12 protein-coding genes and 1 tRNA gene are annotated in these 14,741 nt (G+C 70.2%); 2 read left to right on the forward strand and 11 right to left on the reverse strand.

Annotated elements, in window-relative coordinates; genetic code table 11:
• Positions 1-5: 5 nt before the first annotated feature.
• Positions 6-1,334, reverse strand: a complete 1,329-nt coding sequence (locus ACIP5W_RS12215; protein ID WP_401470676.1) for an extracellular solute-binding protein — start codon at positions 1,332-1,334, stop codon at positions 6-8.
• 337 nt (positions 1,335-1,671) lie between these two features.
• Between ACIP5W_RS12215 and ACIP5W_RS12220 the strand changes: the two genes are divergently transcribed.
• Positions 1,672-2,727, forward strand: a complete 1,056-nt coding sequence (locus tag ACIP5W_RS12220; protein WP_401470679.1) for a LacI family DNA-binding transcriptional regulator — start codon at positions 1,672-1,674, stop codon at positions 2,725-2,727.
• 222 nt (positions 2,728-2,949) lie between these two features.
• Here ACIP5W_RS12220 and ACIP5W_RS12225 read toward each other — a convergent pair.
• The 4 genes from ACIP5W_RS12225 to ACIP5W_RS12240 all read right to left on the reverse strand — a co-directional run bounded on the left by ACIP5W_RS12225 (position 2,950) and on the right by ACIP5W_RS12240 (position 5,823).
• Positions 2,950-3,022, reverse strand: a tRNA-His gene (locus ACIP5W_RS12225).
• A gap of 82 nt (positions 3,023-3,104) precedes the next feature.
• Positions 3,105-3,707, reverse strand: coding sequence for an oligoribonuclease (gene orn, locus ACIP5W_RS12230; protein ID WP_401470682.1), 603 nt, complete (start codon positions 3,705-3,707; stop codon positions 3,105-3,107).
• 139 nt (positions 3,708-3,846) lie between these two features.
• On the reverse strand, positions 3,847-5,115 hold the full coding sequence (locus ACIP5W_RS12235) for a helix-turn-helix domain-containing protein (protein ID WP_401470685.1): 1,269 nt from the start codon (positions 5,113-5,115) through the stop codon (positions 3,847-3,849).
• A gap of 378 nt (positions 5,116-5,493) precedes the next feature.
• Positions 5,494-5,823, reverse strand: coding sequence for a hypothetical protein (locus ACIP5W_RS12240; protein ID WP_401470688.1), 330 nt, complete (start codon positions 5,821-5,823; stop codon positions 5,494-5,496).
• 304 nt (positions 5,824-6,127) lie between these two features.
• Between ACIP5W_RS12240 and ACIP5W_RS12245 the strand changes: the two genes are divergently transcribed.
• Positions 6,128-6,655, forward strand: a complete 528-nt coding sequence (locus ACIP5W_RS12245) for a universal stress protein (protein ID WP_401470691.1) — start codon at positions 6,128-6,130, stop codon at positions 6,653-6,655.
• Between the two features lie 370 nt (positions 6,656-7,025).
• On the opposite strand, the gene glmS is transcribed toward ACIP5W_RS12245, so the two are convergent.
• From glmS to desA, 6 genes are all read right to left on the reverse strand, one after another.
• Complete coding sequence (gene glmS / locus ACIP5W_RS12250; RefSeq protein WP_401470694.1) at positions 7,026-8,843, reverse strand: glutamine--fructose-6-phosphate transaminase (isomerizing); 1,818 nt, start codon at positions 8,841-8,843, stop codon at positions 7,026-7,028.
• A 45-nt stretch (positions 8,844-8,888) separates the two neighbouring features.
• Positions 8,889-9,146, reverse strand: coding sequence for a hypothetical protein (locus tag ACIP5W_RS12255; RefSeq protein ID WP_401471197.1), 258 nt, complete (start codon positions 9,144-9,146; stop codon positions 8,889-8,891).
• A 374-nt stretch (positions 9,147-9,520) separates the two neighbouring features.
• Positions 9,521-11,308: an IucA/IucC family protein gene (locus tag ACIP5W_RS12260; RefSeq protein ID WP_401470697.1), complete on the reverse strand. Its 1,788-nt coding sequence runs from the start codon at positions 11,306-11,308 to the stop codon at positions 9,521-9,523.
• Positions 11,305-11,856: a GNAT family N-acetyltransferase gene (locus tag ACIP5W_RS12265; protein WP_401470700.1), complete on the reverse strand. Its 552-nt coding sequence runs from the start codon at positions 11,854-11,856 to the stop codon at positions 11,305-11,307. Before ACIP5W_RS12265 ends, ACIP5W_RS12260 begins: the two co-directional genes overlap by 4 nt.
• Entirely contained in the window at positions 11,853-13,145 is a 1,293-nt protein-coding gene (locus tag ACIP5W_RS12270; protein WP_401470703.1) for a lysine N(6)-hydroxylase/L-ornithine N(5)-oxygenase family protein, read from the reverse strand. The genes ACIP5W_RS12265 and ACIP5W_RS12270 overlap by 4 nt, the downstream gene beginning before the upstream one ends.
• Positions 13,129-14,571, reverse strand: a complete 1,443-nt coding sequence (desA, locus tag ACIP5W_RS12275; protein WP_401470706.1) for a lysine decarboxylase DesA — start codon at positions 14,569-14,571, stop codon at positions 13,129-13,131. The genes ACIP5W_RS12270 and desA overlap by 17 nt, the downstream gene beginning before the upstream one ends.
• Between the last annotated feature and the right edge of the window lie 170 nt (positions 14,572-14,741).

The raw sequence follows: 14,741 nt of genomic DNA on the forward strand, positions 1-14,741 counted from the left end.
GCGGGTCACTTGTCCAGGTTGTTGTCGATGGTCTTCGTCGCCGTCTTCCAGGCCTCCTCCGGCGACTTGCCCTTCGTCACGAGGATGACGCCGTTGTCGGTCAGACCCTGCTGGATGATCTGGTCCTTCGGGCCGATCACCTGGACCGGGGCGGCCTTCGCGGCCTCGGCGAAGATGGTGCCGATGTTGAGGTCACCGGTCATCTCGTTCTTGGCGCCGGTCACCTCGGGCATGGTGTACGCGCTGGGCGTGCTGGGGAAGGAGCCCTGCACCTTGAACAGCTTCGCCTGCTGCTCGGGCGCGGTCAGCCAGGCGACCAGCTTCTCGGCCTCCTTCACGTTCTTGCCGCTGGAGGGCACGGACAGGAAGGAACCGCCCCAGTTGCCGGACTTCGGAGCGACCGCGACGGCCCACTTGCCGAGGGACTCCGGCTTCGACTTGCCCTTGAGGGTGCCGAGCATCCACGGCGGGCAGGCGATCGTCGCGAACTTGCTGTTCGCGATCGTGGTGTCCCACGCCGGCTGGAACTGCGTCTGCGCCTGCACCAGGCCCTGCTCGGCGGCCTTGGCGGTCAGGGTGAAGGCCGCCTTGACAGCCGGGTTCGACTTGTAGATGACCTCGCCGGAGGAGTCGTAGAACTTCTCCTTCTCACTGCTGAGAACGGCGTTGAGCAGGCCGCCGGGGGAGTCCATGAAGAAGGTGCCCGCGGGCGCCTTCTTCTTGTACTGCTCGCCGACCGAGACGAACTTGTTCCAGTCGCCCGCCCACAGCTTGCCGACCTCCGCCGGGTCGGTCGGCAGACCGGCCTGCTTGAAGAGGTCCGTGCGGTAGCAGAGGGCCATCGGGCCGACGTCCGTGCCGAGACCGATGGTCTTGCCGTCCTTGGTCGTGGCCTGCGACCACTTCCAGTCGAGCCAGTTGCTCTTGTTCACGCCCGAAACCTTGGACATGTCCTGGAGCTTCGCGCTCTGGGTGGCGGTGACCTCGGCGATGTTGGCGACCTCGACCGCCTGGACGTCCTGGAGACCGCTGTTGGTGGTGAGGTGGTTGACGAGCGCGGGGTAGTAGTTCTCGTTGCGCTCGATCACGTTCTCGGCGATCTTGATGTTCGGGTTGAGCTTCTCGTACTCGGCGTAGAGACCGGCTTCCTTGAAGCCCATCGTGCCGAAGAGTCCCAGGGTGATCGTGGTCTTGCCCTTGCCGTCGCCGGACGACGACCCGTCGGAGGCCTTGTCGCCGCCGTCGTCGGCACAGCCGGCCAGCAGCCCGGCGCCCATGGTGGCGACGGTCGCCAGGACTACCACCCGACGGGAGCTTCGGGTACGTGCTCGCATTACGTCCTCCTGTTGCCCTGACGTGCCGACCCCCCGGCCAACTGCATTGTTGGGCCCGTTAGTTTCTCGCTGCGGCTCGGGCGGGGAACGTGCGGGTTGTGTATGTGTCAGGTACCGTGGGAGCGCTCCCACAGGTGATGTGTTGAAGAGTCGTCGGTTCGGGCGAGGGTGTCAAGGGTGGGGGCGCGCAGAGATGCGTTCAGTTATCCGGCTGTTAGCTAACGCGCCGGGGCGGCGCTTTTCGGACGGGGCGGCAGCCCCCGGGGACGGTGGGGCGGACGGCCGGGACTGTTAGATTCCAGGCCAGTGTGATGATGACGGCGGGAAGGCGGGGTCCATGGCAAGCCACGGTACGCGGGGACGGAGCGGTGGCCGGCCGACCCTCGAAGAGGTGGCGGCACGCGCCGGTGTGGGCCGCGGCACGGTCTCCCGCGTGATCAACGGTTCGCCCCGGGTCAGCGACGCCACCCGGGCCGCCGTCGAGGCCGCGGTCGCCGAGCTGGGCTACGTCCCCAACACCGCGGCCCGCGCGCTCGCCGCCAACCGCACGAACGCGATCGCCCTCGTGGTGCCCGAGCCGGAGACCCGCTTCTTCGCCGAACCGTACTTCTCCGACATCCTGCGCGGAGTGGGCGCGGAACTCGCCGACACGGAGATGCAGCTGCTGCTGATCTTCGCGGGCAGCGACCGGGAGCGGCAGCGCCTCGCCCAGTACCTGGCCGCCCACCGCGTGGACGGCGTCCTCCTCGTCTCCGTGCACGCCGACGACCCGCTGCCCGACCTCATCGCCCAGCTGGAGATCCCGGCCGTGATCAGCGGCCCCCGCTCCGCCGCCGAGACGCTGCCGTCCGTGGACTCCGACAACTACGGCGGCGCCCGCTCCGCCGTCGAGCACCTGCTGGCCCGCGGCTGCCGGCGCATCGGCCACATCACCGGCCGCCTCGACGTGTACGGCGCCCAGCGGCGCGTCGACGGCTACCGCGACGCCCTGCTCGACGCGGGTCACGGGGTGGACGAACTCCTCATCGTGCAGGGTGACTTCACCGAGGAGGGCGGCCAGCGGGCGATGCGTGAGCTGCTGGCCCGCGACCCCGCCCTCGACGCGGTGTTCGCCGGCTCCGACGTGATGGCGGCCGGCGCCCGCCAGGCCCTGCGCGAGGCGGGCCGCCGCATCCCGGACGACGTGGCCCTGGTCGGCTACGACGACTCGGCGATCGCCCGCCACATGGATCCGCCGCTGACCAGCGTGCGCCAGCCCATCGAGGAGATGGGCCGCCGCATGCTCGACCTGCTGCTCACGGAGATCGCGGACGACCGCCCGGCGGTGTCGCGGGGCCTGGAGCGGCGTCAGGTGGTCCTGGCCACGGAGCTGATGGTGCGCGCGTCGGCGTAGTCGGCGTAGCGGTCACCGTCGCCACCACCGCCGCGCCCAGCCGGCGCGTACCCGGCCGTTCCCGTGCCCCGCCGCCCGGCCGGTCTCCGCGGCGAGCCGCCCGTGACGGGCGCGGGGGAGGGGGGAGGGCGCGGGGGAGGGGCGTGATCCCGTCCGTTCCCGAAGGGTCCGGACATGACGAAGGGCTGACCTGTTTCACCAGGTCAGCCCTTGATCATTCAGGGTGAGTGACGGGACTCGAACCCGCGGCATCCTGGACCACAACCAGGTGCTCTACCAGCTGAGCTACACCCACCACGCCCGGCAGTTGACTTTGTGGTCTCCCTACCGGCCGAGAAAAAGTGTACAGGGTCCGAAGGGGTGCTCGCGCACGGCTTTCATCCGGCGGGCAGGACGTGCTTCGCGGCGATCGCCTTCGCGGTGTCGGAGTCCGGTCCGGGCTGCGGCACGAACACGGCCTCGCGGTAGTAGCGCAGCTCCGCGATGGACTCGCGGATGTCGGCGAGGGCGCGGTGGTTGCCGTTCTTCTCCGGGCTGTTGAAGTACGCCCGCGGGTACCAGCGCCGGGCCAGTTCCTTGACGGAGGACACGTCGACGATCCGGTAGTGGAGGTAGCTCTCCAGCGTCGGCATGTCCCGCGCCAGGAAGCCGCGGTCGGTGCCGACGGAGTTCCCGCACAGCGGGGCCTTGCCGGGCTCCTTCACGTGCTCGCGGACGTAGGCGAGGACCCGTTCCTCGGCGTCGGCCAGGGTGGTGCCGCCCGCCAGCTCGTCGAGCAGCCCGGACGCGGTGTGCATCTGACGCACCACCTCCGGCATCGTCTCCAGGGCCGCGTCCGGCGGCCGTACGACGATGTCCACACCGTCGCCGAGGATGTTCAGCTCGGAGTCGGTGACGAGGGCGGCAACCTCGATGAGCGCGTCGTCCGACAGCGAGAGGCCGGTCATCTCGCAGTCGATCCACACCATGCGATCGTTCATGCGTCCACCCTAAGGGTGACGTCCCCCGATCCGATGCCCCGCGTCACGGTGGACGCGACGCCCCGGGGGTGCGGCCCCCGGAGGCGGGAACGGGAAGGGGCGGCGGGGGCGAGGAGACCCGCCCACCACCGCCCGCCTCTCACATCCCGCTGCGCTGCCCCGGCAACCCGCCCCGGGACCCCGCGTACGCGTCCCGCGGATGCTGCTCCGCGGCCAGGGCGCTCGCCGAAGCCGCGGCCGGAGCCGTGCCCAGCGCCCCCGCTCCCGCGGTCCGCCGTATCTGCGGCGGCACCCCCGCGGTCTCCGGGTGCGGAGCGGCGGGCCCGCCCGCACCGCCCGCCGTGACGGCGGACGCCGTCTCATTCTCCGCCGCGGGCACCCGCTCGCTCTGCGGCCGTCGCGCCCGGTACGCCGCCCGGTAGGCCGCCGGCGAGGAGCCGAGCTGCCGCCGGAAGTGTCCGCGCAGCGCGACCGGCGAGCGGAAACCGCACCGTCCGGCCACCTCGTCGACGGAGTAGTCCGACGTCTCCAGCAGCCGCTGCGCCTGAAGCACCCGCTGGGTGATCAGCCATTGCAGCGGCGCGCTGCCGGTCAGCGACCGGAAGCGACGGTCGAACGTCCGTCGGCTCATGTAGGCGCGCGCGGCCAGCGTCTCCACGTCGAACTGTTCGTGGAGGTGTTCCAGCGCCCAGGCGACGACCTCGGCGAGCGGGTCGGCGCCGATCTCCTCCGGTAAAGACCGGTCGAGGTAGCGCTCCTGGCCGCCCGTCCGGCGCGGCGGGACCACGAGCCGGCGGGCCAGCGCACCGGCCGCCTCGTTGCCGTGGTCCGTCCGCACGATGTGGAGACAGAGATCGATTCCGGCCGCCGTCCCCGCCGACGTCAGCACGTCGCCGTCGTCGACGAACAGCTCACGCGGATCGACGTGCACCGACGGGTAGCGTTTGGCCAGCGTCGGTGCGTACATCCAGTGGGTCGTGGCCGGCCTGCCGTCCAGCAGACCCGCGGCCGCCAGCACGAACGCGCCGGTGCACAGGCCCACGATGCGGGCACCCTCCTCGTGCGCCCGGCGCAGTGCGTCGAGCGCGTCGGCCGGTGGCGGCGAGGTGATCGAGCGCCAGGCCGGTACGACGACCGTGCCCGCCCTCGATATCGCCTCCAGGCCATGTGGCGCGGTGAGTTCCAGGCCCCCTGTGGTCCGCAGCGGGCCGTCCTCGCCCGCGCACACCAGGAGGCGGTAGCGAGGCACGCCGGCGTCCTGGCGGTCGATCCCGAACACCGACAGCGGAATGGAACTCTCGAAGATGGGACCGCCGCTGAACAGCAGCACCGCGACGATCTCCTTGCGGCGTCGCCCGGACAGTTTCCGGGCCGCGGCTTCCGGCGCGGCAGTGGAGTCGTGGCTCATCCCTGCTAAGCCCCCCTCGGTGGTCGCGGCTCCTCGGTTGTGTCGCTCCTGCACGTTTCCCCTCGGTCCTGCACGAGTCCCCCGCCGTAGACAGTCAAGATCGAATCTACTGTGTCGCGTGGTGCCGGAGTGGCCAGTTCGTCACCCGGCACATTGTCGACATGGCAACTTGGCGTGAAGCATTCGATCACGAAGCGTTGCACTCGTGGGCCGTGCAGGGAAGTGCGCCTCGTCGCAGTGGCCAATCCACGTAGGGTGCCAGGGCCCCCGGGACGCCTTTTCGTGCAGGTCGGAAGGGGTGAGGAGGGTGGTCGCGGCACGGCATGCGCGGTATCCGGAAGTTGGCTGAAAAGATACGGGCGCGTGCGTGAAAACCGGTCAGCCGACCGGTGTGCTTCCGCCGCTGTGACGACCGCCACGGCGCGACCCGGTTCCGGTGTACCGACGGCCTCCCCGGTGCGGCGCGCGCGACGGGTGTTCCTCCTCGGGGAGCCGGGCCGCGCACCGCTCGGAGCGGCGCAGCAGCAGCCGGCAGGCGGCCGTGACGGCGGCCAGGCCGACGGCGGTGCCCGCGGTTCCGGCCAGGGAGGCGCCGTACCAGAGGAGGACCACCGGGACGAGGACGCAGCTGAAGGCCGCCCAGCGGATCAGCTCCGTCGTCCTGTCGTCGCCGGAGCGGGGCCCGGGGGTCGGGCGGGATGAGGGCATGGGCGGACTCCTCCCTGAGGCGTGGTTCGGGTGGTTCAACGCCTGTTCGACCGGTCGGTCACTCATCGGGCGACCGGCGGGCAGGTGAATCCTGTGCGAACCGCCTGTACGGGGCAGCGACCATTGCGTCACGGGCGGCCCCTCGTGCATGCTCCCTGGAACCCCCGCGGACCGTGGGCGGGACTGGGCCGTGCAGGCGTGGCGCCGTACCCTTGGGGGTATGGGGTGGGGAAGATGATTCCCGGACACGCTCCGCCGCTCACGTTCGTCCCACCCGTAAAAGGATCGATACGCCGAGACAGCCATGGCCGGTCACGAATTCTTCGAACCAGCGGACCGCAAGCGGCCGGTCGCCGATCACACGGCGGCCGAGCCCCTGGCGGCGGAGGAGGTACGCCCCTCCTGTGATCCCGCTTTCAAGCACGGTGTCGTCGTCGGCTTCGACGGATCGACGTCCAGCGAGCGGGCCCTGGCGTACGCCGTCGGCATGGCTCACCGCTCCCGTGCGGGCCTGATCATCGTCCATGTGGCCAACAGGCTGCCCACCACGGTGTGGGCGGGCTGCGAGCCGCCGGTCTTCGTGGACGTGCCGGACCACCGCACCGAGGTGCTCGGCCTGGAACTGGCCTGCGCCGAGTACCTGTCCGAGGTGCCCTGGATCCTGGTCGAGCGCGGCGGCGACATCTGCCACGAACTCGAGGAGGTGGGGCGGGAGTACGCGGCGGACGCGATCGTCGTCGGTTCCACGCACGGCCTCGTCGGGCGGATCTTCGGGTCGGTCGCGGGGCGGCTCGCCAAGCGGGCGAAGCGGCCCGTCGTCGTCATTCCCTGAGCTCCCTGAGTCCCCTGAGCTCCCTGAGTCCCCTGAGTTTCCTGAGCTCCCCGAACTCCCTCGATTCCCCGGCGTTTCCGCCAACTCGCCCTCGCTCCGGGCGCGATGAGCCCCGGTTTCCCCAACTCCCTTTGTGCAAGAGGAAACTACTCGCGCGTAGAGGTGGTTCGTGCCCTGGTGAAGGGCATATACCGTGCACCGCGCGACCGTGGACAGGTGCCGGCCCACGGCGGTCTCGCGACGGGCTGCCCGCCCCGGAGTGACGGCCACGGGCTGAACGGCAGCCGGCGCCGGGGAGTCGGGCTCCCCCGGCGGATGAGCGGACCCCCCGTGCGCGGTGGCGGCACGGGGGGTCCGTCCTCCTGGTCCCCTACTCGACCGTCACCGACTTCGCCAGGTTCCTCGGCTTGTCGATGTCACGGCCGAGGGCCTTGGCTGTGTAGTAGGCGAGGAGCTGGAGGGGGATGCCCATGAGGATGGGGTCGAGCTCGTCCTCGTTCTTGGGGACGACGATCGTCTGGTCGGCCTTCTCCTGCTCCTGGTGAGCCACCGCGAGGATCCGGCCGCTGCGGGCCTTGATCTCCTCCAGGGCGGCGCGGTTCTTCTCCAGCAGGTCGTCGTCGGGGACGATCGCGACCGTCGGCAGGGCGGGCTCGATCAGGGCGAGCGGGCCGTGCTTCAGCTCGGAGGCCGGGTAGGCCTCGGCGTGGATGTAGGAGACCTCCTTGAGCTTCAGGGAGGCCTCACGGGCCACCGGATAGCCCCGGACACGGCCGATGAAGAGCATCGAGCGGGCCTCGGCGAACTCCTCCGCCAGCTTCTTGATCTCCTCCTCGCCCTTGAGGATCTCGGCGATCTGGGCGGGCAGCCGGCGCAGACCCTCGATGATCCGCTTGCCGTCGCGCACCGACAGGTCACGGGTGCGGCCCAGGTGCAGCGCGAGCAGCGCGAAGGCGACGGTGGTGTTGGTGAAGCACTTGGTGGAGACGACGCAGACCTCCGGCCCGGCGTGCACGTAGACGCCGCCGTCGGCCTCGCGGGCGATGGCGGAGCCGACCACGTTCACCACGCCGAGCACCCGCGCGCCCTTGCGCTTCAGCTCCTGGACGGCGGCCAGCACGTCGTAGGTCTCACCGGACTGGGAGACGGCGATGTACAGCGTGTCGGGGTCGACGACCGCGTTGCGGTAGCGGAACTCGGAGGCGGGCTCTGCGTCCGCGGGGATGCGGGCCAGCTCCTCGATCATCTGGGCGCCGATCATGCCCGCGTGGTACGAGGTGCCGCAGCCGAGGATCTTCACGCGGCGGATCTGGCGCGCCTCGCGGGCGTCCAGGTTGAGGCCGCCCAGGTGCACGGTGGAGAAGCGGTCGTCGATGCGGCCGCGCAGCACGCGGTCCACGGCGTCGGCCTGCTCGTGGATCTCCTTGTGCATGTAGGTGTCGTGGCCGCCCATGTCGTAGGAGGCGGCCTCCCACTCCACGGTGGTGGGCTCGGCCGTGGTGCGGGTGCCCTCGGTGGTGTAGGTGCGGAAGTCGTCGGCCTTGAGGGTGGCCATCTCGCCGTCGTCGAGGGTGACGATCTGGCGGGTGTGGGCGACCAGGGCGGCGATGTCCGAGGCGACGAACATCTCCTTCTCGCCGATGCCGAGGACGACCGGGGAGCCGTTGCGGGCGACGACGATCCGGTCGTTGAAGTCGGCGTGCATGACGGCGATGCCGTAGGTGCCCTCGACCACCCGCAGCGCCTCGCGGACCTTGTCCTCGAGCTTCTCGGCCCGGGAGCGGGCGATCAGGTGGACGAGGACCTCGGTGTCGGTCTCGGAGAGGAACTCGACGCCGTCCGCCTCCAGCTTGCGGCGCAGGTCGGAGGCGTTGTCGACGATGCCGTTGTGGACGACGGCGACCTTGAGGTCGGCCGACATGTGCGGGTGGGCGTTCACGTCGGAGGGGGCGCCGTGGGTGGCCCAGCGGGTGTGGGCGATACCGGTGGTGCCCTTGAAGCGGGCCGGGACCTTGGCCTCCAGGTCGCGGACGCGCCCCTTGGCCTTGACCATCTTCAGGCCGGCCGTCTTCGGGGAGGTGACGACGATGCCCGCGGAGTCGTAGCCGCGGTACTCCAGGCGCTGCAGGCCCTCCAGGAGCAGGGGCGCGACGTCACGCTTCCCGATGTATCCGACGATTCCGCACATGTGTAGGCAATCCCTCTGTAGTTCTCGGTCGGTCCGGGCCGGTGATCAGCCGTAGACCATGCGGCGCAGCTGGCGGAGTGTCGGCTCCGGCGGTGCCACCGCCCGGTAGGTCAGGTCCGCCGCGATCCGTTCGAAGATCTCCGCGTTGACCAGGCCCTGGGCCTGGAGCTCGCGGTGGCGGCGACGGACGAATTCCTCGGTCGTCTCGTCGAAGTAGGCGAGAACGTCCTGGATCACCCGCAGGGCCTCACCCCGGTTCAGCGGGGTGGAGCGCGTCAGATGATCAACGAGTTCGTCGTGCACCCGGTAGATCCTGGGGTACCGGCGAGAGTTTCGCAAGATTCCTGCCCGATTCCGGGCAGACCCCTGGTGGGGAGCCGTGGGTGACCTGTGCGTGTGCTGGGCCCTGCCGTCGCCTTCCCGCCCGCCCCGCGACGCCGTGCACGCCTGCCCCGGAGGGGGACCCCCACTCGCCGCACCGGGCCCCGACCCGGGTACGTCCCGTACGAGGCGCCGGGCCCGGCACTCTCCCGGCCTTCGGCCCGGGGCCCCCGGAGCACGCACCTGACGCCGCGGGGCCCGCACCTGAGGCCGCGGGGCCGGGCGCTCCGGGACGTGCCGGTACGACGACGCACGCCCCCGGGGACCGTACTCGGGGGCGTGCGCCTGTCGGCGGGTCAGAGACCGGCGATGGGGTTCTTCAGGGTGCCGACCAGCTGGAGGGCGCCCGACGGGTCCGACAGGTCCACCATCTGCCGGTTGTTCCGCAGCTGGAGCCGGTTGAGGCAGGACAGCGCGAACTCGGGGGCGAACATGTCGTACTGCCGGAACCGGTCGTCGAGTTCGGGGTGCGCCTCCTGGTACTCGCGGGTGACCTCGGCGACCGTGCGCCAGAAGCCGTCCTCCGCCAGGATCCCCTCGGCGGCCAGGCCGGCGGCGAGGAAGCGGAAGAAGCAGTCGAAGACGTCCGTGAAGATCGACAGGAGTTTCGTGTCCTCGGGGACCTCGACCCGGATGCGCCGGACCTCGGGCGGCAGCACCGCGTCCGGGTCCATGACGGCGATCTCCTCGGCGATGTCCTTGTAGACCGCCCGCTGCACGACACCGTCCTTCAGGACCAGGATGGTGTTCTCGCCGTGCGGCATGAAGACCAGGTCGTAGGCGTAGAAGGTGTGCAGGAGGGGGGTGTAGTACGCCCGCAGGTAGTGCTGCAGCCACTCGGCGGGGGCCAGGCCCGACCGCTCGATCAGCGCGCCGGCCACCGACCTGCCCTCGTGGTCCACGTGGACCAGGGCGGCCATCGTGGTGAGGGACTCGCCGTCGCGGAGGGAGGGGACGGGGCTCTCCCGCCACAGCGCGGCCAGCATCTTGCGGTACGGCGAGTGGCGGTCGGTCGCCGCCTCGTACTCCAGGTGCCGGTAGCCGACGGCCGCCCGCTCCCGGATGATCGACAGGCCCGTCGACTTCAGCACCGGGTCGCTGTCGATCAGCCGGTCCAGCCAGTCGTTGATCGCCGGGGTCGCCTCCATGTACGCCGCCGACAGACCGCGCATGAAGCCCATGTTGAGGACGGACAGGGCCGTCTTCACGTAGTGCTTCTCGGGGTGGGTCGCGTTGAAGAACGTCCGGATGGACTGCTGGGCCAGGTACTCGTCGTCGCCCTCGCCGAGGCACACCAGGTTCTGGCGGGCGACCTCGGCGGCGAAGGTGACACTGAGCTTGTTCCACCACTGCCAGGGGTGGACGGGGATCAGGAGGTAGTCGGCCGGGTCGAGGCCCCGTCCGCGCAGTACGCCGTCGAAGCGCTCCACGGTCTCCTCGCCCAGCTCCTGCCGGACGAAGGACTCGTAGTCGATGCCGACGCCCGCCGTGAACGCCGCCCGCGACCGGTGCGCCGCCAGCCACACCAGGCGGACCGCGCTCGCGGTCTCCGGCGCGTACGCCAGGTACTCGTGGACGCCGAAGCCGAGCCGCCCGTTGTTGGCGACGAAGCAGGGGTGGCCCTCGGTCATGCCGCTCTCGACGCCCTGGAAGCCGCTCTCCAGCAGCTCGGCGGCGGTGAGCTGCGGCTTGGCGAGTTTGTAGCAGGTGCCGGAGAGGGTGGAGGAGATCTCCTCCAGGTAGACCGGCAGGATCTCGTCGCTCAGTCCGAGCGTGTGCCGCAACTCGATGAAGAAGTCCAGTGCGGCGAGGGGGAGCGCGGCGCCGTCCCGGGTGCGGGTGATCGAGTCGGCGTCGACCTGCCAGTGGTCCAGGGTGCGGCGCACGGCGGTGAAGCGGTAGGACGTCAGACCGTCGTCGCTGCGCACGACGTACCGCTCGTCCTGCTCGTCCTGCTCGTCCGTGAGTTCGGGTGTGATCAGCCGCTCGTGGGCGAACTCCGCGAGGGCTTTGCGGATCAGCAGGCGGTTGGCCTTCTCCCAGCGTTCGGGGGAGAGGTGGGCCACGGCGTCGGCGAGGCTCATGCGTCCACCCCCGTGGCGGCGGTGAACCGCTCCCGCGTGCAGAAGCTGAGCAGTGCCTTCTTCTCCGGCTTGTCGATCTCGCGTTCGGGGACGAAGCCGACGGCCTCGTTCAGCGCGTGCACGGCCTTGTTGGAGACGTCCGGCTCGACCACCACCCGTTCGGTGGCCGGGTCCTGGAAGAGGCGGGCCATGACGGCGGTGATGACCGCGCGGGTGAAGCCGTGCACGGGCCGGTCGGTGGGGGCGACCAGGAAGTGCATGCCGACGTCGCCGGGCCGCGGCTCGTACAGGCCGACCAGCTCGCGGTGGCGGGGGTCGTAGTGCTCCATCAGGAAGGCCGGTACGCCGTCGTGCAGCCCGAGCAGGGCGTGGTGGTGCTCGTCGGCGGCGATCTCCGCGTAGGCGCGCTCGACGTCGGCCTGCGTGGCGTCCTGCATCATCCAGAAGGCCGCCTTGGGGTGCGTCACCCAGGAGTGCAGCAGCTCGGCGTCCTTCGGGGGGGCGAGGGGGCGGAAGGTGAGACGGCCGACGGCCGCGGTCGTGTTCATGCGCCGAACTCCTGGAACGCGATGGTCTTCTCGACCGGGTAGTACTCGCTGCCGAGCAGCTCGCGGATGATGCAGCTGTTGCGGTAGGGGCCCATGCCGAGGTCGGGGCTGGTGACGCTGTGCGTGTGGACGCCGGCGTTCTGCAGGAAGACGCCCCGGCCGGTGACGTCGATCGCGTAGTCGCGGGTCACGTCGAAACGGCCGTGTGCGTCGAAGCGGAGCCGGTCGCGGATCGGGTCGAGGAAGGCCGGCGGCTCGTAGTGGTAGCCGGTGGCCAGCACCAGGGCCTCGGTGCGGATCTCGAAGTCCTTGTCCTGCTCGTCCTGGTGGAAGCCGAGTGTGTAGCCGCCGTCCTCGTACCGCGCGGAGACGAGCGAGGAGTTGGTGAGCAGCCGGGTGGCAACGCCGCGGCCGGCGCTCTCGACGTTCTTCTGGTACAGCAGGTCGAAGACCGCGTCGATCAGCTCCGAGTTGATGCCCTTGAACAGGCCCTTCTGCTGCTTCTCCAGCCGGTAGCGGGTCTCCTCGGGCAGTGCGCGGAAGTAGTCGATGTAGTCCGGGGAGGTCATCTCCAGGGTCAGCTTGGTGTACTCCAGCGGGAAGAACCGCGGGGAGCGGGTGACCCAGTTGAGCTGGTAGCCGTGGACGTCGATCTCGGAGAGCAGCTCGTGGTAGATCTCGGCGGCGCTCTGCCCGCTGCCGACCACGGTGACCGACTTCTTCTCCCGCAGCTCCGCCTTGCGGTGCATGTACTGCGAGGTGTGCAGGACGCCGTCCTCCAGGCCGCGGCACGCCTCGGGGACGAACGGCACGGTGCCGGTGCCCAGGACCAGGTGGGGGGCGCGGTACTCCTCGCCGTCCGTGGTCCGCACGGCGTACAGCTCGGTGCCCTCGTCGTACGTCACCTCGGCGACCGTCGTCGAGAAGCGCACGCTGCTCAGCTTGCCGGCGGCCCAGCGGCAGTAGTCGTCGTACTCCACGCGCAGCGGGTAGAAGTTCTCGCGGATGTAGAACGAGTACAGCCGGCCCTTCTCCTTCAGGTAGTTGAGGAAGGAGTACGGCGAGGTCGGGTCGGCGAGGGTGACCAGGTCCGACATGAACGGCGTCTGCAGGTGGGCGCCGTCGAGGAACATGCCCGCGTGCCACTCGAAGCCGGGCTTGGACTCCAGGAAGACGCCGTTGAGTGCGTCGATGGGCTCGGTCAGGCAGGCGAGCCCGAGATTGAAGGGGCCGAGCCCGATCCCGACGAAGTCGTGGGTGGCGGCGGGGTTTTCAGGACGCGCGGTCAAGGGACTCTCCCAGGTACTGCTCGGCGTGGCCGGCGATCAGTTCGAGGACGGCGGCCATGTCGTCGACCGTCGTCTCGGGGTTCAGCAGGGTGAACTTCAGGTAGTGGCGGCCGCTCACCTTGGTGCCCGCCACCACCGCGTCGCCCGAGGCGAACAGGGCCTTGCGGGCGTGGAGGTTGGCGCGGTCGATCTCGGCCGGGTCGGTGACGGCCCGCGGGACGTAGCGGAAGACCAGGGTGGACAGCGACGGCTCGACGACGACGTCGAAGCGCGGGTCGGCGGCGAGCAGTTCCCAGCCCCGGGCGGCGAGGTCGCAGACCTCGTCGAACAGCTGGCCGATGCCGTCGGCGCCCATCGTGCGCAGTGTCATCCACAGTTTCAGCGCGTCGAAGCGGCGGGTGGTCTGGAGGGACTTGTCGACCTGGTTGGGGATGCGTTCCTGCACCGTGCGGCGGGGGTTCAGGTACTCGGCGTGGTAGGTGGCGTGGCGCAGCGTGGCCGCGTCCCGGACCAGGACGGCCGAGGAACTCACCGGCTGGAAGAAGGACTTGTGGTAGTCCACGGTGACGGAGTCGGCGCGTTCGATGCCGTCGATGCGGTCGCGGTACTTCACCGAGGCGAGCAGCCCGCAGCCGTAGGCGGCGTCGACGTGCATCCAGGCGCCGTACCGCTCGCACAGCTCGGCGATCTCGGGCAACGGGTCGATGGAGCCGAAGTCGGTGGTGCCGGCGGTGGCGACGACGGCCATGGGGACGAGGCCGGCCTCCTCGCAGCGCCGGAGTTCGCGGGCGAGGGCGAGGGTCTGCATGCGCTTGTCGTGGTCGACGGGGACGGAGACCACCGCGTCCTGGCCCAGGCCCAGCAGTTTCGCCGACTTCTGCACGCTGAAGTGGCTGACGTCGGAGGCGAAGACGCGCAGTTTCTCCAGGGAGCCGGTCTTGGCCTCCTCGCGGGCGAGGAGCAGCGCCTGGAGGTTGGACTGGCTGCCGCCGGAGGTGAACACGCCGTCGGCGGCGGGGCCGAGGCCGATGCGGGCGGCCGTCCAGTCGACCAGTTTCCGCTCGATGAGGGTGCCGCCCGCCGACTGGTCCCAGGTGTCCAGGGAGGAGTTGACGGCGGACAGGACCGCCTCGCCGAGCACGGCCGGGATGACGACCGGGCAGTTGAGGTGGGCGAGGTAGCGGGGGTGGTGGAAGTAGACCGCGTCGCGGAGGTAGACCTCCTCCAGCTCGTCCAGTACCGCCGTCGTGTCGCCCAGGGGCCGGTCGAGGTCGATGTCCTCGATGCGGGGAGCGAGGGCGTCGACCGTGACGCCGGTGAACGGACGGTCGGTGGCGGCGAGTTTGGCGGCCACCCGCTCGACTCCTTCGGTCACGGAGCGGCGGTACCGCTCCGCGTTCGTGTCATTGAGCAGGTGCGAGCGCATCGTGGGGGTCCTCCGGGGATGGGGACGGGTCCGCCGCGGGGCGGACGCGGGAGCGGAGCCTCGATTTTTACTTAGGTTAGCCTAACCTAAGTAATGCGGGTGAAACGCCACCCCGCCGTGACGGTCATCACGTTTGTTTTGCCGGTCAACTTCCTTGACCGGGGCGGTGG

This window comes from Streptomyces sp. NPDC088766 (assembly GCF_044750845.1).
GTDB lineage: Bacteria > Actinomycetota > Actinomycetes > Streptomycetales > Streptomycetaceae > Streptomyces.

Excerpts from the sequence above, each read along its gene's own strand:
- ACIP5W_RS12215 (WP_401470676.1), bottom strand. The coding sequence starts at position 1,334 with ATGCGAGCACGTACCCGAAGCTCCCGTCGGGTGGTAGTCCTGGCGACC.
- ACIP5W_RS12220 (WP_401470679.1), top strand. The coding sequence starts at position 1,672 with ATGGCAAGCCACGGTACGCGGGGACGGAGCGGTGGCCGGCCGACCCTC.
- orn (WP_401470682.1), bottom strand. The coding sequence starts at position 3,707 with ATGAACGATCGCATGGTGTGGATCGACTGCGAGATGACCGGCCTCTCG.
- ACIP5W_RS12235 (WP_401470685.1), bottom strand. The coding sequence starts at position 5,115 with ATGAGCCACGACTCCACTGCCGCGCCGGAAGCCGCGGCCCGGAAACTG.
- ACIP5W_RS12240 (WP_401470688.1), bottom strand. The coding sequence starts at position 5,823 with ATGCCCTCATCCCGCCCGACCCCCGGGCCCCGCTCCGGCGACGACAGG.
- ACIP5W_RS12245 (WP_401470691.1), top strand. The coding sequence starts at position 6,128 with ATGGCCGGTCACGAATTCTTCGAACCAGCGGACCGCAAGCGGCCGGTC.
- glmS (WP_401470694.1), bottom strand. The coding sequence starts at position 8,843 with ATGTGCGGAATCGTCGGATACATCGGGAAGCGTGACGTCGCGCCCCTG.
- ACIP5W_RS12260 (WP_401470697.1), bottom strand. The coding sequence starts at position 11,308 with ATGAGCCTCGCCGACGCCGTGGCCCACCTCTCCCCCGAACGCTGGGAG.
- ACIP5W_RS12265 (WP_401470700.1), bottom strand. The coding sequence starts at position 11,856 with ATGAACACGACCGCGGCCGTCGGCCGTCTCACCTTCCGCCCCCTCGCC.
- desA (WP_401470706.1), bottom strand. The coding sequence starts at position 14,571 with ATGCGCTCGCACCTGCTCAATGACACGAACGCGGAGCGGTACCGCCGC.